This window comes from Caulobacter sp. CCG-8 (assembly GCF_037402475.1).
Taxonomy (GTDB): Bacteria; Pseudomonadota; Alphaproteobacteria; order Caulobacterales; family Caulobacteraceae; genus Caulobacter.
This window is the reverse complement of sequence record NZ_JBBEUD010000004.1, coordinates 150,156-170,217: the sequence shown is the minus strand read 5'-3', so window position 1 is coordinate 170,217 and position 20,062 is coordinate 150,156. Positions and strand designations below refer to the sequence as shown.

At 70.2% G+C, this 20,062-nt stretch carries 21 protein-coding genes; 11 read left to right on the top strand and 10 right to left on the bottom strand.

Annotation, left to right across the window (positions count from 1 at the left end; genetic code table 11):
• The first annotated feature begins 68 nt into the window (after positions 1–68).
• From fliD to WAE60_RS05090, 4 genes are all read left to right on the top strand, one after another.
• The gene (gene fliD, locus WAE60_RS05105; protein WP_337685290.1) at positions 69–1,769 is read left to right on the top strand and encodes a flagellar filament capping protein FliD; all 1,701 of its coding nucleotides are present in this window, start codon (positions 69–71) and stop codon (positions 1,767–1,769) included.
• Positions 1,756–2,130: a flagellar protein FliS gene (locus tag WAE60_RS05100; protein WP_337685289.1), complete on the top strand. Its 375-nt coding sequence runs from the start codon at positions 1,756–1,758 to the stop codon at positions 2,128–2,130. Before fliD ends, WAE60_RS05100 begins: the two co-directional genes overlap by 14 nt.
• 115 nt (positions 2,131–2,245) lie before the next feature.
• Positions 2,246–2,920: a sigma-70 family RNA polymerase sigma factor gene (locus tag WAE60_RS05095; protein ID WP_337685288.1), complete on the top strand. Its 675-nt coding sequence runs from the start codon at positions 2,246–2,248 to the stop codon at positions 2,918–2,920.
• Positions 2,868–3,086, top strand: a complete 219-nt coding sequence (locus WAE60_RS05090) for a hypothetical protein (protein WP_029909179.1) — start codon at positions 2,868–2,870, stop codon at positions 3,084–3,086. Before WAE60_RS05095 ends, WAE60_RS05090 begins: the two co-directional genes overlap by 53 nt.
• Here WAE60_RS05090 and WAE60_RS05085 read toward each other — a convergent pair.
• Genes WAE60_RS05085 through fucP form a run of 8 tightly spaced genes read right to left on the bottom strand, consistent with a single transcriptional unit; the run spans position 3,079 to position 10,293 of the window.
• Positions 3,079–3,807 carry an SDR family oxidoreductase gene (locus tag WAE60_RS05085; protein WP_337685287.1) on the bottom strand — a complete coding sequence of 243 codons (729 nt, stop codon included), beginning with the start codon at positions 3,805–3,807 and terminating at the stop codon, positions 3,079–3,081. The genes WAE60_RS05090 and WAE60_RS05085 overlap by 8 nt on opposite strands.
• 13 nt (positions 3,808–3,820) lie before the next feature.
• Complete coding sequence (locus WAE60_RS05080) at positions 3,821–5,032, bottom strand: UxaA family hydrolase (RefSeq protein WP_337685286.1); 1,212 nt, start codon at positions 5,030–5,032, stop codon at positions 3,821–3,823.
• Between the two features lie 2 nt (positions 5,033–5,034).
• Entirely contained in the window at positions 5,035–5,331 is a 297-nt protein-coding gene (locus WAE60_RS05075; RefSeq protein WP_029909174.1) for a UxaA family hydrolase, read from the bottom strand.
• Between the two features lie 10 nt (positions 5,332–5,341).
• Complete coding sequence (locus WAE60_RS05070) at positions 5,342–6,379, bottom strand: aldo/keto reductase (RefSeq protein WP_337685285.1); 1,038 nt, start codon at positions 6,377–6,379, stop codon at positions 5,342–5,344.
• Positions 6,376–7,146: an IclR family transcriptional regulator gene (locus WAE60_RS05065; RefSeq protein ID WP_029909170.1), complete on the bottom strand. Its 771-nt coding sequence runs from the start codon at positions 7,144–7,146 to the stop codon at positions 6,376–6,378. Before WAE60_RS05065 ends, WAE60_RS05070 begins: the two co-directional genes overlap by 4 nt.
• A gap of 4 nt (positions 7,147–7,150) precedes the next feature.
• Entirely contained in the window at positions 7,151–7,978 is an 828-nt protein-coding gene (locus tag WAE60_RS05060) for an amidohydrolase family protein (RefSeq protein ID WP_337685284.1), read from the bottom strand.
• On the bottom strand, positions 7,972–8,985 hold the full coding sequence (locus WAE60_RS05055; RefSeq protein WP_337685283.1) for a zinc-binding alcohol dehydrogenase family protein: 1,014 nt from the start codon (positions 8,983–8,985) through the stop codon (positions 7,972–7,974). Before WAE60_RS05055 ends, WAE60_RS05060 begins: the two co-directional genes overlap by 7 nt.
• Positions 8,986–8,988: 3 nt before the next feature.
• Positions 8,989–10,293, bottom strand: a complete 1,305-nt coding sequence (gene fucP / locus WAE60_RS05050) for an L-fucose:H+ symporter permease (protein ID WP_337685282.1) — start codon at positions 10,291–10,293, stop codon at positions 8,989–8,991.
• 118 nt (positions 10,294–10,411) lie between these two features.
• On the opposite strand from fucP, the gene WAE60_RS05045 reads away from it, so the two are divergent.
• The 4 genes from WAE60_RS05045 to WAE60_RS05030 all read left to right on the top strand — a co-directional run bounded on the left by WAE60_RS05045 (position 10,412) and on the right by WAE60_RS05030 (position 13,327).
• Entirely contained in the window at positions 10,412–10,756 is a 345-nt protein-coding gene (locus WAE60_RS05045) for an L-rhamnose mutarotase (RefSeq protein ID WP_337685281.1), read from the top strand.
• Between the two features lie 139 nt (positions 10,757–10,895).
• On the top strand, positions 10,896–11,762 hold the full coding sequence (locus WAE60_RS05040) for a dienelactone hydrolase family protein (RefSeq protein WP_029909161.1): 867 nt from the start codon (positions 10,896–10,898) through the stop codon (positions 11,760–11,762).
• 153 nt (positions 11,763–11,915) lie between these two features.
• Positions 11,916–12,836, top strand: coding sequence for an alpha/beta hydrolase (locus WAE60_RS05035; RefSeq protein WP_337685280.1), 921 nt, complete (start codon positions 11,916–11,918; stop codon positions 12,834–12,836).
• Positions 12,837–12,844: 8 nt separating this feature from the next.
• Complete coding sequence (locus WAE60_RS05030; RefSeq protein ID WP_337685279.1) at positions 12,845–13,327, top strand: cupin domain-containing protein; 483 nt, start codon at positions 12,845–12,847, stop codon at positions 13,325–13,327.
• 149 nt (positions 13,328–13,476) lie between these two features.
• Here WAE60_RS05030 and WAE60_RS05025 read toward each other — a convergent pair whose 3' ends face one another.
• A complete protein-coding gene (locus WAE60_RS05025) occupies positions 13,477–14,406 on the bottom strand; it encodes a LysR family transcriptional regulator (protein WP_029909154.1) in 930 nt (309 codons plus the stop codon).
• Positions 14,407–14,505: 99 nt separating this feature from the next.
• Between WAE60_RS05025 and WAE60_RS05020 the strand changes: the two genes are divergently transcribed.
• From WAE60_RS05020 to WAE60_RS05010, 3 genes are all read left to right on the top strand, one after another.
• Positions 14,506–15,675, top strand: a complete 1,170-nt coding sequence (locus WAE60_RS05020) for an MFS transporter (protein WP_337685278.1) — start codon at positions 14,506–14,508, stop codon at positions 15,673–15,675.
• A 19-nt stretch (positions 15,676–15,694) separates the two neighbouring features.
• Complete coding sequence (locus WAE60_RS05015; protein ID WP_337685277.1) at positions 15,695–16,729, top strand: aldo/keto reductase; 1,035 nt, start codon at positions 15,695–15,697, stop codon at positions 16,727–16,729.
• Positions 16,730–16,927: 198 nt separating this feature from the next.
• The gene (locus tag WAE60_RS05010; protein ID WP_337685276.1) at positions 16,928–18,526 is read left to right on the top strand and encodes a flavin monoamine oxidase family protein; all 1,599 of its coding nucleotides are present in this window, start codon (positions 16,928–16,930) and stop codon (positions 18,524–18,526) included.
• A 170-nt stretch (positions 18,527–18,696) separates the two neighbouring features.
• Here WAE60_RS05010 and WAE60_RS05005 read toward each other — a convergent pair whose 3' ends face one another.
• Positions 18,697–19,920, bottom strand: a complete 1,224-nt coding sequence (locus WAE60_RS05005) for an ROK family transcriptional regulator (protein ID WP_029909147.1) — start codon at positions 19,918–19,920, stop codon at positions 18,697–18,699.
• Positions 19,921–20,062 lie beyond the last annotated feature (142 nt).

Below are 20,062 nucleotides of genomic sequence, written 5' to 3'. Positions count from 1 at the left end.
GAGGGCCTCCCTGACCCTCCCGCCGCTTTTCCCCGTCCTCCCAGCAGGCCCGCCCCAATAGGCCAACCATGACCACGACCAGCAGCGTTTCGACCTCGGGCTCGACCAGCTACGTCACCGGCACGGTGTCGGGCCTGGACACCGACGCCATCATCGACGCGGCCGTCGCCCAGAAGACCGCCCGCGCCGACACGATCGACGCCAAGGTCACCGCCAACAAGACCAAGATCTCGTCCTACCAGACCCTGCAGTCGCTGCTGCAGGCGGTGTCGGACTCGATGTCCAGCCTGGCCTCGTCGACCTACAGCGCGATCTCGACCACCACCAACGCCTTCGACGAGAAGCAGGCCTATCTGACCGCCTCGGACGGGGCGGACGCCACCGACATCCTGGCGGTCAGCGCCGACAGCGACGCGGTCGCGGCCTCGTACGAGATCACCGTCACCCAGCTGGCCAAGGCCCAGAAGGTGGCTTCGGCCACCCAGGCCTCGGCCAAGACGGCCCTGGGGCTGGATGGCGTCATGTCGATCGGCGCGGCGAACGGGACCGCCGTCGACATCACCGTCACCAGCGGCATGACGCTGAACGACCTGTCGACCGCCATCAACGCCCAGACCGCGACCAGCGGGGTGACCGCCACGGTGATCAGCACCGGGACCGGCGCGCGGCTGGTGCTGTCGACCAGCGACACCAACCAGGCCATCACCGTCGCCGCCACGTCGGGTGACGACGTGGCCCTGGGCATCGGCCTGACCGACTCCACCGGCGCCTTCGCCTCGGAGCTCCAGGCCGCCCAGCCCTCGATCGTCACCGTCGACCAGCAGACCATCACCAGCGACGGCAACGAGCTGACCGACGTGATCCCGGGCCTGTCGATCTCGCTGCTGCAGGGCACGACGGCCGGCCAGACCATCACGCTCGACGTCGAGGCCAACTACGACGACATCAAGACGGCGATCACCGGCTTCATCACCGCCTACAACGCCCTGCGCGCCTTCGTGGCGACCAACCAGACGGTGGGCTCGGACGGCACGGTGCCCGAGGATGCGGTGCTGTTCGCCGACAGCATCCTGCGTGACGTCAACCGCCAGCTTTCGGCCGTGCTGTCGGGCTCGCCCGCCTCGTCCGGCGACGACGTCTCCGACCTGTCCGACCTGGGGCTCACCTTCGATTCCAACAACCAGCTGCAGCTGTCCAGCGAGACCACCCTGGACAACCTGCTGCTGACCGACCTCTCCAGCGTGGCCGGCTTCTTCGAGACCAGCTTCTCGACCGACAACGCGGGCCTGAAGCTGATGAAGAACGCCACGACCCAGTCGTTCGACTTCAGCCTGGACGTCACCGCCGTGGACGGGGCCATCACCGACGTGACGGTGGGCGGCAAGAGCGGTCTGTTCACCGTGGTCGGCAGCCTGATCACCGGCGCCAAGGGCACGATCTACGAGGGGCTGTCCTTCGCCCTGTCGCCGGCCACGAGCGGCGCGATCGCCGTCAAGGTGCAGCAGGGCTTCGCCAACCAGGTCACCAGCCTGCTCGGCGGCTACGCCAACACGACCAACGGCACGATCCAGACCCAGATCGCCAGCCTGGAAACCATCGACACCGACCTGACCAGCAAGGCCGACGACATCCGGACCGACGCCGAGGACTACCGGACAAAGCTGGTCGCCAGGTACGCGGCCATGGAGAGCGAGCTCTCGGCCGCCAAGCTTCTTCAACAGCAGATCAAAGCCATTCTCGGAGCCAGCACCAGCGATGACGACGACTAACGCAAGAGCCCTCGGGGCCTACGCGGCCGCGCGCAATCTCAACCAGAACCCGCGCGACGTGCTCGCCGCCGTGCACGAGGAGCTGCACCGCGCGATCGCCTCGGCAAAATCGGCCCACGAGGCCGGGGCCCTGGATCAAATGTGCCGTCACGCCGCCCGCGCGACCCAGATCCTGATGGTGCTGTCGACCAGCCTGGATTTTTCGGCCGCCGGACAGGACGGCGCGATGCTTCGCCGGTTTTACCGTTCCTTGCTGGAAACGCTCACCGAGGCCTCTCGCCGAAGCAGTATGTCGCCTCTGTATCAAAAAATGCTGGACCTGCTTCAACCGTTCTGCAAATGTCTCAGAGTGAAACAATAGTAAGGCAATAATATTGCCGCCAAATATCCGGCCATTTTACTAACGCAGTTATTCGAAATGTGGCCCCTGTTTTGCCTGTCCTATTTTCAGACAAGCTCTGGATTGGACCGAAACAATGCCTGGTTCGACGAACAACATTCTTCCCGGCGATCGCTCGGACGAGGATCTGTTCCTGGCCTGCGCCGGCGACGAGCCGGGCGCGTTCCGCCTGCTGGTCGAGCGCCACATGCGGCTGGTGCGGCGGTTGGCGCTGAACGTGCTGGGCGACGTGCACGAGGCCGAGGACGTCGCCCAGGAGGTGTTCGTGGCGGTGTGGCGGGCGCGGCTGGACTGGCGGCCCGAGGCGCGGTTCTCGACCTGGCTGCACCGGGTGGCGGTCAACAAGGCCATCGACCGGCGGCGTTCGCTACGCGGCGTCTCGCAGGCCTCGCCCGAGCCGCAGGAGGTGATCGCCCGCCTGGCCGACGCCGACCAGCGCGCGGCGCGGCTCGAGGGCGCCCCGGAAGACGCTCATGTCCGTCTGGAACGGATGGAAAGCGCCAAGGGCCTGCGCCTGGCCCTGGAACGCCTGCCAGCCGCCCAGAACCAGGCCCTGACTATGTTCTATTTCGAGGAGCTGGACGTTGGTAGAATCGCCGACGTCCTGGACTGCTCGGAACAGGCGGTGCGGTCGCTCCTCAAACGGGGGCGTGCGGCGCTGAAGACCAATCTCCAGAGACAGAAGAAGATCTGTAGCCATGGATATCGCCCGGTTCAAAGCCAGCCTCGCCAGCCTGGGGGCCGATCTTGAGCGCTGGCCGCCCGACGAGGCGCAGGCCGCCGTCGCCCTGCTGGCCGCGTCCGACGAGGCCGTGGCGCTGTTCGCCCAGGCCAGCGCCGACGACCTGACCCTGTTCGGCGACGACGCCGGCGACCTGGACGGCCTGGTGGACAAGACCCTGGGCCGGATCAGTTGATCCAGCCGCCGTCGATGATGTGGATCTGGCCGGTGGTGAAGGCCGACTCGTCGCTGGCCAGGTAGAGCGCCAACTGGGCCAGTTCCTCGGGCTTGCCCAGGCGGGCCATCGGCTGGCGGGCGGTGAAGGCCGCCCGGGCGGCCTCGTAGTCGCCGGTGTCGGCCAGGCGTTGGTTCAGCGACGGGGTCTCGACCGTGCCTGGGCAGATGGCGTTGCAGCGCACGCCCTGGCCGACGAAATCGGCCGCCACCGCCTTGGTCAGGCCGATCACCGCGGCCTTGGTGGCGCCGTAGGCGAAGCGGTTGGGCACGCCTTTGATCGAGCTGGCCACCGACGACATGTTGACGATCGAGCCGCCGCCGGCCGCCAGCATGGCCGGCAGGAACGCGCGGATCATCCGGTACTGGGCGGTGACGTTCAGGTCGGTGGAGAACGCCCAGGCAGCCTCGTCGCAGTCCAGGATCGTGCCGCTGTGCACCACCCCGGCGCAGTTGAACAGCACGTCGACCGCCCCCAGCTCGGCGGCCAGGTCGAGGATGGCCCGCGGGTCCAGCACGTCCAGGCGGCGGGTCTCGCAGCCCGTCAGTTCGGCCAGCAGGGCGTCGTTGATGTCGGTGGCGATCACCCGCGCGCCTTCGCGGGCGAACAGCTCGGCGCTGGCCTTGCCGATGCCCTGGGCGGCGGCCGTGACCAGGGCGGTCTTGCCGGAAAGTCTTCCCATCTTTCGTTGCTCGCTAGCTGGCCCGCCGCAGCGGCAGGCAGGCCGGACCGATCGGGTCGAAGGCCTTGTAGGTGAGGATGAATTCCTGGTGGCCCAGCGCTTCGGAGACGGTGCGCCGGCCGCCGGCCACGGCCAGCACCAGGTCGTGGATCTCGGTCCCGACCTCGTCCAGCGTGCCGCGCCCCTCCATGATCCGCCCGGCGTCGACATCCATGTCGCCGGCCAGCTTGCGGTAGGTCTCGGGATTGGCGCAGACCTTGATCACCGGCGAGATCGCCGAGCCGACCACCGAGCCGCGGCCGGTGGTGAACAGGGTCAGATGGGCGCCGCAGGCGATCAGCTCGACGATCTCGGCGTTGTCCGAGATGTTGGGGAAACCGAAGCGCGGCTCGCCGTCGGGCACCACGTCCAGCAGGTAGAGGCCGCCGCTGGGCGGCAGGTCGCCGGGCTTGAGGATCCCGACGATCGGCGCCGATCCAGACTTGGAATAGGCCCCCATCGATTTTTCTTCCTGGGTGGTCAGCCCGCCCTCGGCGTTGCCGGGCGCGAAGCTGCCGTAGCCCATGACGGTGTAGTAGGCCTCGGCCTTCTGGACGCTGCGCTCCAGCTCCAGGCCCAGCTCCGGCGTGATCGCCCGGTCGGCCATGATCCGCTCGCAGCCGACCAGCTCGCCGGTCTCCTCGAACACGCAGGCCGCCCCCGCCGCCCCCAGGCGGTCGAAGGCGCGGCCGACGGCGGGGTTGGCGGTGATGCCGCTGGTGCCGTCCGAGCCGCCGCAGATCGTGCCGATCACCAGCTCCGAGACCGCCATGGGCGCCGTCGGCGTCTCGGCGGCGATGGCCCGCAGGCGCGCCACCGCCTCCAGGCCCTTGGCGATCGTGCTCGCGGTGCCGCCGCTCTCCTGGATCACCAGGGTCTCGACCGGACGGCCGCTGGCCTCGATGGTCGCGCGCAGCTGCTCGCGGTTGAAGCTTTCGCAGCCCAGCGAGATCAGCAGCACCCCGCCGACATTCGGATGGGTGGTGATCGCCTGCATGACCTTCAGCGCATAGGCGTTGGGATAGCAGCCGGGAAAGCCGATCAGGTGGACGTCGGCGTCGTCGCTCCGGGTCACGATCGCGCGGGCCACGTGGTGGGCGCATTCGACCAGATAGGCCACCGCCACCACGTTGCGGATGCCCTTGCGGCCGTCGGACCGCAGATAGCCTTTCAGGGCCTGGTCCATGGTCAGTGTCCTTCCGAACCCGTCGCCTGCCGGGTGTGGCTGGCGATGTAGTCGCTCTTCATGTTGTGCAGGTGCACGTGGCCGCCGGCGGCCACGGGGGCGGTGATCGAGCCGATGGGCGCGCCGTATTTCAGCACCTTGTCGCCGACCGCCAGGGCGCGGCGGGCCAGCTTGTGCCCGACCCCGACGTCGGTCCCGGCGGTCACCGCCTGGCCGTCGATGGTCAGGACCTGGCCGGCGCGGACCGGCGCGCTCAGCACCAGCACGTTGTCGTCGGGATGCAGCAGGATCAGACTCATCGAGACCTTCTCAAGCCTTCCCCGCCGCGCGGGGCGTCGGCGCGTCGGGATGCAGCAGGCCCAGGGCGCGGAGGTCGTCCCACAGGGCGTCGGGAATGGCGTGCCCGGCCCAGGCCAGGGCCTGGCGCACCTGGGCCGGGCTGGAGAGGCCCGGGATGACGCTGACCACCTGGGGATGGGCCGACGGGAACCGCAGGGCTGCCGCCGCCAGGGGCGTGGCGTGGGCCAGGCAGACCGCTTCCAGCCGGCGGACCCGGTCCAGCACCTGCGCCGACGCCGGGCCGTAGTCGTAGTGGGCGCCCGCCTTGACGCCCTCGACCAGGACGCCGGAATTGAAGGGGCCGCCGACGATGATCGACACGTTCCGGGCCGCGCAGCGCGGCAGGAAGCGGTCCAGCACCGTCTGCTCCAGCAGGGTGTAGCGGCCGGCCAGCAGGAAGACGTCGAAGTCGCCCTCGTCCAGGGCCGCGTCGCAGATCTCCCACTCGTTGACGCCCAGGCCGATGGCGTCCGTCGCTCCGCCGTCGCGCAGGGCCCGCATGGCCTTGTAGCCGCCCTCGAAGAACTGGCGTCGCCGCATGGCGTCGTCGGCGCCGTGGGTGACCGGGCCCAGGTCGTGGGCCAGCAGCACCTCGACGCGGTCGCGCTTCAGGCGTTTCAGGCTGGCCTCGAACGACCGCATGACCCCGTCGTAGGAATAGTCGAACACCGGCTCGAACGGCGCGGCGGCGACGAAGCCGTGGCGCTCGGCCGCCGGGTCGGCCTCGGGCGCGGGACGCAGCAGCCGGCCGACCTTGGTCGAGACCTTGGCCGTCGACGGCAGGATGGCGCCCAGGCGGGTCTCGCTGAGGCCGAAGCCGTAATGCGGGGCGGTGTCGAAATAGGTCAGGCCCGCGGCCAGGGCGGCCTCGACCGCCTCGCGCGCCGCCGCGTCGCTCACGGCGGCGTAGAGGTTGCCGATCCCAGCGGCCCCGAAGCCCAGCGGCGGCAGGCCCAGCCGGTTGGCCGGGCGGTCGCGGGAAACAGGCAGGGGATCGGCCAGGTTCACGGGGTCGGGCCTCCGAGCTCGACGGAAATCTCGTCGGCGGCCGCCTTGATGGCCGCGATGGTGTCGGGCACCGAGAGGGACGTGGGCGTCTCGACATAGGGCGAGGTCAGGGCCGCGGCGACGCCGTCGGGCCCGAAGATCGGCGCGGACAGGTCGAGCACCAGCCGGGTCACGTCGCTGGGCGCCAGGACGTGCCGGTCGGCCCGGGCCTTCTTGGCCCGCGCCTCGAAACCGGACCAGGCGGTCGGGGCGACGGTCGGCTCCAGCCGCGCGCGCCACTCGGCCCGCACGGGCTCGGGCTGGAAGGCGTAGAGCACCAGGCCCGAGGTCGCCTCGACGATGGCCCGGTGGTAGCCGACCCGCACCGAGAAGCCCTGGTTGCCGGGGGCCTCGATCCGCGCCACCACCACCATCTGGTCGGCGCTGGCCACCGCCAGGTGGCAGGACTGGCCGATGGCGTCGGACAGCCGCCGCATCACCGGCAGGGCGGCCTCCAGCACGGTCCGGGTCGGGGCCCGGGCCATGCCCAGCGAGAACAGCTTGTCGGTCAGGACCAGGCCTTCGCCGGTCGGGGTGTCGGCGATGTAGCCCCGGTGCTGCAGCACCTGGACCATGCGGAACAGCTCGCTGACCGAGCGGTTCAGCGCCGCGGCGATCTGGACCATGCCCAGGGGCCCGCCCCGCGCCGCCAGCAGCTCGAGGACGTCCAGGCCCTTTTCCAGGGCGGGGGCGCGGTATTTGGAGAGGGTGTCTTCGGACTCGGCCATGGCCCTATATCCGATAGAAGCGGCGGCATGTCCCGCCGAACAGGGCCGCCAGATCGGCCGGATCGGTCAGGCCGCTCAGCGCCTTCGCCAGGGCCAGCCAGCCGCCGTAATCGCCAGCCAGGTCCAGCACCGGCCAGTCGCTGCCCCACATCAGCCGCTCGGGGCCGAACGCCGCGACCAGCCGGCGGACGTAGGGCGCCAGGGCGTCGGTCGGCTGCGCCGGCCTGGCCTCGGTCAGTAGGCCCGACAGCTTGCAGAACACCTGCGGCAGCTCGGCCAGGGCGTCGATTCCGCGTCCCCACGCTTCGACCTCGTCACCGGTCGCGATCGGCGGTTTGGCGCCGTGGTCGATGACGATCGCCAGGTCGGGCCGGCGGCGGGCCAGATCCAGCAGGTGCGGCAGGTGGCGGGTCAGGACCAGGGCGTCCAGCGACAGGCCGTGGGCGACCATGGCGTCCAGGGCGGGGTCGAGGTCCGGCGACGCGATCCAGGCGTCGTCGTCCAGGTCCTGCAGCATCGGCCGCAGGCCGCGAAGCTTGGGACGGCGCGCCAGGGCGGCGATGCGGTTCGGGGCCTCGGGCGCCGCGAGGTCGGCCCAGCCCACCACGCCCAGCACCAGCGGTTCGTCGGCGGCCAGGTCCAGCAGCCAGTCGGTGTCGCGGTCGTCGGCCTGGGACTGCACCAGCACCGACCCGGTAAGGCCGACGGGCGCGCCGACCTTCGCCAGGTCGGCCGGGCCGAAATCGCGGTGGATGGCCAGGAGATCGGGCGTCGGCCAGGAGAAGCCGTTCCGACCCACGCGCCAGAAGTGCTGGTGGGCGTCGATCAGCATGCGACGATCGCCTTGATGACGCCGGCCGCCGGATCCATCCAGCCAGGCAGCACCTGCGGCAGCTGGGCCAGGGCGGCGGCGTGGGTGTTGAGCGCCTTGGTCGGGACCTGGCCCGTCCGCATGGCCGCGACCACGGTGTCGAAATCCTCGGGCGTGGCGTTGCGGCTGCCCAGCAGGGTGGTCTCGCGCTTGTGGAACTCGGGGTCGGAGAAGGTGATGTCGGCCCCGACCACCGAGATCAGCACATAGGTCCCGCCGTGGCCAACATAGGCGAAGCCGGCCTCCATGGCCTTGGGCGCGCCGGTGGCGTCGAACACCACGTCGAAGAAGTCGCCGCCGGTCAGTTCGGCCAGCACCTTTGGCGTGTCGGCGCCCAGGTCGACGATATGATCCGTATCCAGATGATCCCGGCAGAACGCCAGGCGGTCGCGGCGGCCGTCCAGCGCCGTGACGACCCCGCCTTGCAGCTTGGCGAACAGGGCCGCGGCGATGCCGATGGGGCCGGTCCCGACCACCAGGACCGACTGGCCGGGCGTGATCCCCGCCCGGCGCACGGCGTGGGCGCCGATGGCCAGGAACTCGATCATCGCCGCTTCGTCCAGGGTCACGCCCTCGGCCTTGCGGACGAAGCCGGCGGGCACGGCCAGGTATTGCGCCATGCCGCCGTCGCGATGGACGCCCAGCACCTGGATGTTCATGCAGCAGTTGGGCTTGGCCTTGCGGCAGGCGGCGCAGGTCCCGCACGACATGTAGGGCATGACATAGACCGGGTCGCCCGGCGCCAGGCCGCTGTCGTCCGGCGCCTGGACCACCTCGCCGGACAGCTCGTGGCCCATGACCCGGGGATAGGCCAGGAACGGCTGGGCGCCCCGGAAGATGTGCATGTCGGTGCCGCAGATCCCGACGCGCCGCACCCGGATCAGCACCTCGTCCGCCGCCCGATCGGGGATCGGGCGGCGTTCCAGGACCAGTTCGCCGGGCGCGGCGCAGACCAGGGCGTCCATCATGGCCTAGTGGGCTCCCACCGGGGCCGTCCGGAGGTCCTCGCGCGTGGCGCGGCCGGCCGTGAAGCCGAACAGCCCGACCACGGCGAAGCAGGCGCAGGGCACCAGGATGGCGAAGTTGATGGCGCTGGCGTCCGACAGCGCGCCCATGGCCGCCGTCAGCACCGCCCCGCCGATGATGCTCATCACCAGGAACGACGAGCCGGTCTTGGTCAGCGGGCCCAGCCCCTTCAGCGAACCGGCGAAGATGGTCGGGAACATGATCGACATGAAGACGCTGGTGGCCGCCAGGGCCAGGAGGCCGGTCTTGCCGCCGACCAGGGCGGCCGTCAGGGTCAGGCCGACATTGACCGCCGCGAACAGGCCCATCAGCAGGGCGGGACGCACCCGGCTCATGGCGGCCGTGCCGAGGAAGCGTCCGGCCATGAAGCCGACCAGCGACCACGACAGATAGGCCGCCGCGGTCTTCTCGCCCATGCCCGGGACTTCGTGCTGGGCGTAGCGGATCATGTAGCTCCAGACCCCGACCTGGGCGCCGACATAGAAGAACTGGGCCGCCACCCCGAACAGGAAGCGCGGGCGCGCCAGCAGGGCGGGGATGGCCTGGGCGGCCGGCAGGCCGGCGTCGGTCTCGCCGGGATCGGGACGCCCGGCCTGGTGCGGGAACTTGGTCAGGGCCACCAGCAGCGCCCAGGCCAGCACCACCCCGGCGATGACCAGATAGGGAACCTGGGTCGAATGGGCCTCGGCCGTCTGGAAGGCGTCCAGCTGGGCCGGGGTCATGGCCGCGAACTCCGCCTTGGTGGGCTCCACGCCCGACAGGATGAACTGGCGGCCCACGACCACGGCGGTGATCGAGCCCAGCGGATTGAAGGCTTGGGCGAAGTTCAGGCGCTGCTCGGCCTTGGCCGGGTCGCCGAGCACGGTGATCAGCGGATTGGCCGAGGTCTCCAGGAAGGCCAGGCCCGAGGCCAGGACGAACAGGGCGGCCAGGAACCACGAATACTGCCGGACCTCGGCGGCGGGGTAGAACAGCAGGGCGCCCAGGCCGAACAGCAGCAGGCCGACGATCACGGCGGCCTTGTAGCCCCAGCGGCGCATCACCACGCTGGCCGGCAGGGCCAGGAAGAAATAGCCCAGATAGAAGGCCATCTGCACCAGGCCCGACTGCAGGTCATTGAGGAAGAAGGCCTTTTTCAGATGCGGGATCAGGACGTCGTTGAGGTTGTTGGCCACCCCCCACAGGAAGAACAGGGCGACGATCAGGATCAACGGCGCCAGCGCCGTCCGTTGCGGGGGACTCTTGTCCAAGGCGGGTTCCTCCCTTGGGGGCGGTTGACCCGCTCCCGTTTGTCTGGAACGAAAAGCATCACATGTGATGTGTCGCGTCAAATATGAAAACAAAACGGCACGAGGGAAGGAACACCGGATGCGGCACTGCCTGGCGCTGGACCTGCACGACGACCCTGAGACGATCGCCGCCTACCGGCGCTGGCACGCGCCCGGCGGGCCGCCCGAGGCGGTGACCCGCTCGATCCGGGCGGCGGGCATACTGGAGATGCAGATCTGGCTGACCGGTCCGCGGCTGTTCATGATCATGGAGACCGGGCCGGACTTCTCGCCGGAGGCCAAGGCCGCGGCGGACGCCGCCGATCCGGACGTCCAGGCCTGGGAGGCGATGATGGGCGCCCTGCAGAAGACCCTGCCCTGGGCGGCGCCGGGCGAGAAGTGGACGCCGGCGACGCGCATCTTCGACCTGGCCGAACACGGATGATCCGCCGGCCGGCTGGGTCGTCGGTCGCGCGCCAGGTCCGGTTCGTCGAACGTTGTTTCCTCGTTGAAACATTTCTGGTGTTGGGTCATGCGGTAATGGGTTCACCCCATCCCCGCCCGCTCCGACGGAGACTGCTCGCATGTGTGACGACGATATCCACCCCGGCCTGGTCCACGATCCTCGCCTGTCGCGCCGCGCCTTCGGCCTGGCCGCCGCCGCCCTGGGCGGGGTCGCCGCCACCTCGGCCGGGGCGCAGAGCCCGGTCGTCGAGAAGGACGTCGAGATCAAGACGCCCGATGGCGTGGCCGACGCGGCCCTCTACTACCCGGAAGGCAAGGGCAAATGGCCGGCGGTGCTGATCTGGCCCGACGTGCTGAGCCTGCGTCCGGCGTTCCGCGACATGGGCAAGCGGCTGGCCGCGGCCGGCTATGTGGTGCTGGTGCCCAACCTCTACTACCGGGCCAAGAAGGCGCCGGTGATCGACGGGACCTTCGACTTCTCCAAGCCCGACGACCGCGCCAAGCTGACCCCGCTGCGGGCCACCGTGACGCCCGAGGGCACCGACCGCGACGCCGTCGCTTATCTGGCCTTCCTCGACGCCCAGCCCCAGACCAACAAGGCCAAGAAGGCCGGCGTCCAGGGCTACTGCATGGGTGGCCCGCTCTCGTTCCGCACCGCCGGGGCGGTCCCGAACCGCATCGGCGCGGTGGCCACCTTCCACGGCGGCGGCCTGTTCACCGACCAGCCGACCAGCCCGCACCTGCTGATCCCCAAGACCCACGCCGAGTACCTGATCGAGGTCGCCGACAATGACGACAAGCAGGACCCGACCGTGAAGGACAAGCTGAAGGCCGCCTTCGCCGAGGCCAAGCGCCCGGCCCAGGTCGAGGTCTTCGAGGGCGCGGCCCACGGTTGGACCGTCAAGGGCAGCGCCGTCTACAACGAACCCGCCGCCGAGAAGGCATGGGCCAACCTGCTGGCGCTCTACAAGCGCGCCCTGGCCTGACGGCCCGAGCGTCGGGCGTCCGAACCAAGTCGTCGTCGCCAGGCCGGCGACGACGAGGCGGCCCGACGGAAAACGCCGAGTCCCGGCGGAATCGTCCAATCCGCCTGGGCGGAGCAAGGCGCAGATAGGCGTATCGAAATCAGGAGGTTCGCCATGAAGCGTCTGTTGCTATGGGTCGTCGCGTTGCTGTCGTTGGCGAATGTCGCCCACGCTGAAATCCCCGCCTTCCCGGCGTCGTTCAAGACCCAGGAGATCACCACCAACGGCACGACGATCCACGTCCGGGTCGGCGGCCACGGCCCGGCCGTCCTGCTGCTGCATGGCTACGGCGAGACCGGCGACATGTGGGCGCCGATGGCGGCCGACCTGGCGCGCGACCACACCGTGGTGGTCCCCGACCTGCGCGGCATGGGCCTGTCGACCAAGCCGGCCGGCGGCTACGACAAGAAGACGCAAGCCACCGACATGATCGGGGTGCTGGACACGCTGAAGATCGACAAGACCGACGTGGTCGCCCACGACATCGGCAACATGGTCGCCTACGCCCTCACGGTGCAGAACCAGAAGCGCGTCACCCGCCTGGTGCTGATCGACGCCCCGGTGCCGGGCATCGGTCCGTGGGAAGAGGTCCTGAAGAACCCGCTGCTGTGGCACTTCCGGTTCGGCGGACCCGACATGGAGCGCCTGGTCGCCGGTCGCGAGCGCATCTATCTGGACCGCTTCTGGAACGAGTTCTCGGCCAATCCGGCCAACTTCACCGAGGACGCCCGGGCCCACTACGCCGCGCTCTACGCCCGGCCCGGCGCCATGCACGCCGGCTTCGAGCAGTTCCACGCCTTCGACCAGGACGCCATCGACAACAAGGCCTTCCTCGCCCAGTACGGCAAGCTGACCATGCCGGTGCTGGCCCTGGGCGGCGAGAAGTCGTTCGGGCCGATGATGGCCACGGTCATGCGCGCCGCCGCCGACAACGTCACCGAGGGCGTGGTGCCGGCCTCGGGCCACTGGATCATGGAAGAGAACCCCAAGGCCACGATCGCCCTGGTGCGGCCGTTCCTGGACAAGCCCCTGTGAGGGCCTCCATGAAGACCCTCGCGCTTGCCTTCGTCGCGGTCCTGCTGACCGCGCCGGGCGCCGGCGCCGCCCCCAGCCCGGAGCTGCGCCTCACCCCGACCGAGGCCGCCGCCCTGGCCCAGGGCGGGGCCGGTCCCGGCTCCTCGGGCGTCGCCGGCATCCAGACCTCGGTCCTGGCCGGCGACCCGACCAAGCCCGGGCCCTACACGATCCGACTGTCGGCCCCGGCCAACACCCGGATCGCCGCCCACAGCCACCGCGACGAGCGCACGGCGGTGGTGATCTCGGGCACCTGGTTCTTCGGCTATGGCGACAAGGCCGATGAGGCCAGGGTCAAGGCGCTGCCGCCGGGCAGCTTCTACACCGAGCCGGCGGACGACCATCACTTCGCCCTGACCCGCGACGAGCCGGTGGTGGTCTACATCTTCGGCCAAGGCCCGACCGACACGGTCTATGTCGATCCGGCGGCGGCGCCTAAGCCAAAGCCGTAGGGCAGCTCCGGGCGCGGGCTCTCTCAAACGGTTGTCATCCCGGAAGCGCGAAGCGCTGTCCGGGACCCAGGTGAACCGCAAGGCCTCAGCCCAGTCCCCTGGGTCCCGGACAGCCTCTGCGAGGCTTCCGGGATGACAACCGTTCTTCCCTAGGAGCTCTGGGCGGCGCGCACCCCGTGCAGATCCACTTCCGCGACCAGGAAGTCGATCAGCGCCCGCACCCGGCTGGGAAGCTGGCCGCCGTGGCCGACATAGACCGCGTGCAGCTCCTCGACGTCGCCGGGATTGTAGGCCTCCAGCACGGGGACCAGCCGGCCGGCGGCGATGTCGGGTCCGATGTGGAAGTGCGACAGCCGGGCCAGGCCCTGGCCGACCAGGACCAGCTGGCGCGAGGTCTCGCCGTCGCCCGCCGTGGCGTCGCCGTGGACCGGCAGGGACAGGCGCTCGCCGCCGTCCAGGAACGGCCACTTGTCGCAATGGCGGGTGAAGTTGAAGCCGATGCAGTTGTGGGCGGCCAGGTCGCGCGGCGTCTTCGGGGCGCCGTGGCGGGCCAGGTAGTCGGGCGAGGCCACCACGGCCATCGGGCTTTCGCCCAGCTTGCGGGCCATCAGCTGCGAGGCGCGCATCGGCCCCACCCGGATGGCGACGTCGGTGCGGGCGTCCATCAGGTCCACGACCGTGTCGCTGAGCACGATGTCCAGGATCACCTTCGGATAGGCCGCCGAGAAGCGCGGGACCAGCGGCAGCAGGTGGTGCAGTCCGAACGGCACGTTGGAATTGATCCGCACCCGGCCGCGCGGGGTGGTGTTGGCGGCCACCGCGCTCTCGGCCTCGTCCAGGTCGGCCAGCAGCCGCAGGGTCCGCTCGTGGAACAGCTGGCCCTCGGCCGTCAGGGTCAGCTTGCGGGTCGAGCGGTTGATCAGCCGCGCGCCCAGCCGCGCCTCCATCCGGCTGATCAGCTTGCTGACCGCCGAGGGGGTCATCTTCAGCTCGCGGGCGGCGGGCGAGAAGCCGCCCAGCTCCACGGCGCGGGCGAACACCTCCATCTCGCCCGAGCGATTGATCTCCAGCCTGGCCATCTTTGACTTCAACTCACAGGTGCGGTGCTTTCCTCCAATCTAATTCATGATGGCGGCGGGCACTATCTCGGCGGTTCGAAATCCTTCGGAGTTCCTGTCGTGCCCCTCGCCCTCTACGCCCTGACCGTCGGCGCCTTCGGGATCGGCGTCACCGAGTTCGTCATCATGGGCCTGCTGATGCAGGTCTCGGCCGACCTCGGGGTCTCGATCCCGCAGGCGGGGCTGCTGATGACCGGTTACGCCCTGGGCGTGTTCGTCGGCGCGCCGATCCTGACCGTCGCCACCCGCCGCCTGCCCCGCAAGACCACCCTGCTGGTGCTGCTGGCCATCTTCACGATCGGCAACGTCGCCGCCGCCCTGGCCCCGACCTACGGCCTGCTGATGGCCGCGCGGATCGTCACCGCCCTGGCCCACGGCACCTTCTTCGGCGTCGGCTCGCTGGTCGCCGTCAGCCTGGTCCCGCCGCAGCGCAAGGCCTCGGCCATCGCGATCATGTTCACCGGCCTGACCCTAGCCACCCTGCTGGGCGTGCCGTTCGGCTCGTGGCTGGGCCTGGCCTTCGGCTGGCGCGCCACCTTCTGGGCCGTGGGCGCGATCGGCCTCGTCGCCTTCGTCGTCCTGGCCGCCCTGGTCCCGCGCGAAAAGGACTTCGCCGAGCCCGCCCCGCTGCGCGAGGAGTTCGCCGTCCTGGCCCGCCCGCAGGTGCAGATGGGCCTGGCCATGACCGTCCTCGGCTTCGGCGGGGTGTTCGCGGTCTTCACCTACATCCAGCCGATCCTGACCGAGCTGGCCGGTTTCTCGAAGGAAGCCGTCTCGCCGATCCTGCTGGTGTTCGGCGCGGGCCTGGTCGGCGGCAACCTGGTGGGCGGACGCTGGGCCGACAAGGCCCTGGCTCCCGCCCTGCTGGGCAGCCTGGCCATCCTGACCCTGGTGCTGGTCGCCTCGGCCTTCGGTTTCCACGACCGCATCGGGGCGGTGGTCGCCGCCTTCGGCCTGGGCGCGGCCGCCTTCGCCACCGTCGCCCCGTTGCAGATGCGGGTGCTGTCGCAAGCCGGCGGCGCGGGCCAGGGCCTGGCCTCCAGCCTGAACATCGCCGCCTTCAACCTGGGCAACGCCTTTGGCGCCTGGCTGGGCGGGGCGGTGATCGCCCACGGTCCGGGCCTGGCCTCGGTGCCCCTGGTCGCCGCCGCCGTACCCCTGTCGGCCCTTGCCCTGGCCGCCTTCAGCCTTTCACTTGAGCGCCGCGTTCCCCGCGTCGCCGCCCTCTGATCTAAAAGGACGTCGGATCATGGAATATCGCCAACTCGGAAAATCGGGGCTGAAGGTCCCGGCCCTCAGCTTCGGCGCCGGCACCTTCGGGGGCAGCGGCCCGCTGTTCAGCCACTGGGGCGACACCGACGCGCAGGCGGCCCGCCGCCTGATCGAGATCTGCCTGGAGGCCGGGGTCAACCTGTTCGACACCGCCGACGTCTATTCGAACGGCGCCTCGGAGGAGATTCTCGGCGCGGCCCTGGAAGGGGTGCGCGACCAGGCGCTGATCTCGACCAAGCTGGGCCTGCCCACGGGCGACGGTCCGCTGGACGGCGGCACCTCGCGCCTGCGGCTGGTCCGCGGCGTCGAGGCGGCGCTCAAGCGCCTGCGCACCGACCGCATCGACCTGCTGCAACTGCACGCCTTCGACGCCTTCACGCCCATCGAGGAGGTGCTGTCGGCCCTGGACGATCTCGTCCGGGCCGGCAAGGTGCTCTATGTCGGCGCCTCCAACTTCTCCGGCTGGCAGCTGATGAAGTCGCTGGCCGTCGCCGACGCCCACGGCTGGCCGCGCTACGTCGCCAACCAGGCCTATTATTCGCTGGTCGGCCGGGACTACGAGCACGAGCTGATGCCGCTGGGGATCGACCAGGGCGTCGGGGCCATGGTCTGGAGTCCGCTGGGCTGGGGCCGGCTGACCGGCAAGATCCGCCGCGGCCAGCCCCTGCCGGCGGTCAGCCGCCTGCACGAAACCGCCGACATCGGCCCGCCGGTCGACGACGAGCGCCTCTACGCGGTGGTCGACGCCCTGGACGCCGTCGCCGCCGAAACCGGCAAGACCCTGCCGCAGATCGCCATCAACTGGCTGCTGCGCCGGCCCACCGTATCCAGCGTGATCGTCGGGGCCCGCAACGAGGAGCAGCTGCGCCAGAACCTGGGCGCGGTGGGCTGGAGCCTGACGCCGGACCAGGTGGCGCGTCTCGACGCCGCCAGCGCCGTCACCCCGGCCTATCCGCACTATCCCTACTGGCGGGAGGGGGGATTCAGGCAGGTGAACCCGCCGCCGGTCTAGGTCCTGTCGCTTGTCCCTGCGCGCCCAGGGTCTTGCACCAGCGCGCACGGACGGCGGGTCCGCGCCGCGAAATGCGGCGCCGGCCGCAAGCTGCTGCGGCGCCCCGCCCGCAAACGCGCGCCGGGGCCGCCGCCCGATTGACCCGGCGGAAGCCGCCGCCTCGCATGGCCCCAACCAACAGGCAAAAAGGGGTCATGCATGCCGGTCAGCCGTCGCAGCTTCATTCACGCCATCGGCGCCGCCGGCGGCTACAGCGCCGCCTTCACCGCCATGCAGGCGCTGGGCCTGCTGGCGCCCTCCACGGCCTTCGCGGCCGGCGCGCCGCCGGACCTGGCAAAGGGCGGCGGCGGGAACGGCGCCAAGGTGGTGATCCTGGGCGCCGGCGTGTCGGGCATGGCGGCGGCGTGGGAGCTGGGCAAGGCCGGCTACGACTGCACGATCCTGGAGGCCCGGGCCCGCACCGGCGGCCGCGTCTGGACCGTGCGCCGGGGCGACAAGATCGAGATGACCGACGGCTCGCGCCAGGTCTGCGCCTGGGACGAAGGCCAGTACATGAACGCCGGCGCCGCGCGCCTGCCCAGCCACCACCAGATCGTCCTGGGCTATTGCCGCGAGCTGGGCGTGGAGCTGGAGGTCGAGGTCAACACCAGCCGAAGCGCCCTGTTGCTGAACCCCGAGGCCAACGGCGGCAAGCCGATCCAGATGCGCACGGCGATCAACGACACCCGCGGCCACGTCTCCGAACTGCTGGCCAAGGCGATCAACAAGGGCGCGCTGGACCAGGACCTGACCGCCGAGGACAAGCAGCGGATGGTCGCCTTCCTGAAGACCTACGGCGACCTGTCGCCGGACCTCTTCTACAAGGGCTCGCAGCGGGCCGGCCTGAAGATCGAGCCGGGAGCCGGCGACGAGCGCGCCACGCCCTACGACCCGATCAGCCTGAAGGCCCTGCTGGACGAGGACCTCTGGAACGGCGTGCTGTTCGAGGAGACCATCGACATGCAGGCCACCATGTTCCAGCCCAAGGGCGGCATGGACGCCATCCCCCACGCCTTCGCCAAGGCCCTGGGTCCCAAGATCATCAAGCGCCAGTGCGAGGTGCGCCATATCCGCAAGACCGCGAAGGGCGTCCGGATCGCCTATCACGACAAGGTCGCCAACCAGGACCTGACGATCGAGGCCGACTACTGCATCTCGACCATCCCCCTGCCGGTGCTGGCCAAGATCGACGCCGATTTCAGCCCGGCCTACAAGGCCGCCATCGCCCGCACGCCCTATCGCGACAGCATCAAGATCGGCTGGCAGGCCCCGCGCTTCTGGGAGGGCCCCAAGTACCAGATCTACGGCGGCCTCTCGTTCGTGAAGGGGCCCAGCAACATGGTCTGGTATCCCAGCTACGGCCTGCACTCGAAGACCGGGGTGCTGCTGGGCGCCTATGCCGGCGGCCGGGCGGCGGACGAGCTGGCCAAGATGCCGCGCGCCGCCCAGATCGAGCACACCCGCAAGGTCATCGAGGCCATGCACCCCGGCTGCGGCCAGCTGCTGGAAAAGCCCATGCAGGTGCAGTGGGCGGCCGTGCCCTACAACCTCGGCATCGGGGTGGGCTGGGCCAGCGACGACGAGCCGGACTACCACCTGCTGGGTCAGCCGGACGGGCCGATCCACTTCGCAGGCGAGTATCTCAGCCACGTCGGCGCCTGGCAGGAGGGGGCGATCCGCGCCGCCCATCGCGCCATCGTCATGCTGGACGCCCAGCACCGGAAGGGGCGGCCGGTGACCGCCCAGCGGACCATCTGATGACCCCAACACCGCTCATCCCGGCGAATGCCGGGACCCAGATGGGATGGCTTTGGGGCTGAGGCCAAGAGCGCGGCGCTCATCCAATCCTCCACACCGCTATGGGATCTGGGTCCCGGCATTCGCCGGGATGAGCGGGAATTATGGTTAGATAGTCCGTAGACTGATTATCAGGCCGCGCCAGTTTTCATCAGCGCCGCTCGTGACGGCAGCAGCTGGGCCATGAACGGCAGCAGGGCCGCGCCCACGGCCGGTCCGTCGGCCGAGGTGGCGGCCCGCTCGACCCGGGCCAGGGCCGGCACGTCGGCGATCGCGGCCAGGCGGTCGTTGACCGCCGCGACCAGCCGGTCCAGCAGCTCGGTGGGCAGCCGGCCGCCCACATAGATGGCCTGCGGATTGACCAGGCAGCTGATCGACACGAACGGCTGGACCAGCAGCCGGGCCGACAGGGCGATCCAGTCCTCGACCAGGGCCTGGCCCTTGGCCGACAGTTCGCCCAGCTGGTCGGGGCGGGTCACCGCGATCCCGCCCGCCTCGAGGTGGGCGTAGAGGGCCGACAGCGACACCACTTCCTGCAGCGCCTTGGCGGGCGTCTCCGGCGAGCTGACCGGCAGGAAGCCGATCTCGCCGCTGCGGCCCTGGGCGCCGCGGAAATAGTCGCCCTCGATCACCAGGCCGCCGCCCAGGCCCGACGACACCAGGACGTAGAAGAAGCTGGGCCGGCGCAGGCCGTGGCCGAACTGCAGCTCGCCCAGGGCGGCCGCGGCCGCGTCGTTCTCCAGGAAGATGGGCAGGGGCACGATGTCGGCCATCAGCTTGCCGATGTCGGCCGTGCTCCAGACGTCGTAGTTCTCGGGCCGGTGCGGCAGGTCCACGCGGCCCAGGTCGTCGGGCAGGGCCACGCCGATCCCCGACAGCCGCGGCGGCGGGCCCTTCCAGGCGGCCAGCATCTTGCGGATCTGGACCTTGCAGAACTTGGCGACGTCGGCGGGCAGGGGGAAGTCGATCTCCTGGCTGGCCCTGGCCCGCACGGCGCCCAGCAGGTCCAGCATCACGACGGTGATGTGGTCGCGGTCGATGTTCACCCCGATCGACAGGCAGCCGTCGGGATTGATCGTCAGGTTCATGGCCGGCTGGCCGCGCGCGCCCTGGACGCGGCCCGCTTCCAGGATCAGGCCGTCGTCCAGCAGGCGCTTGGTGATGTTGGCCACGGCCGGCGGGGTCAGGCCGGTGATCTGGGCCAGGGTCACCCGGGTGATCGGTCCGCCCACCCGGATGGCCTGCAGGATGACCCGCTGGTTGTGGTCGCCGACCCGCTCGAGATTGGCCCCCGACAGGCTGGCGCCGGCGGTGCGCTTCCGGTTCGATTTCCGCGAGACTTCCAAGGACGGCATTCGATGACCTTCGACCAGACGCCCTAGTATCATCGCGGCGGCCGATGGCGATAGCGGCGCCGCTATCGGGAATAACTTAAATTGCTTTCTTTATTCGTCGTCGCCGACTATGACGCAGGCTGTGAAGCGCGCCTCGGCGCCG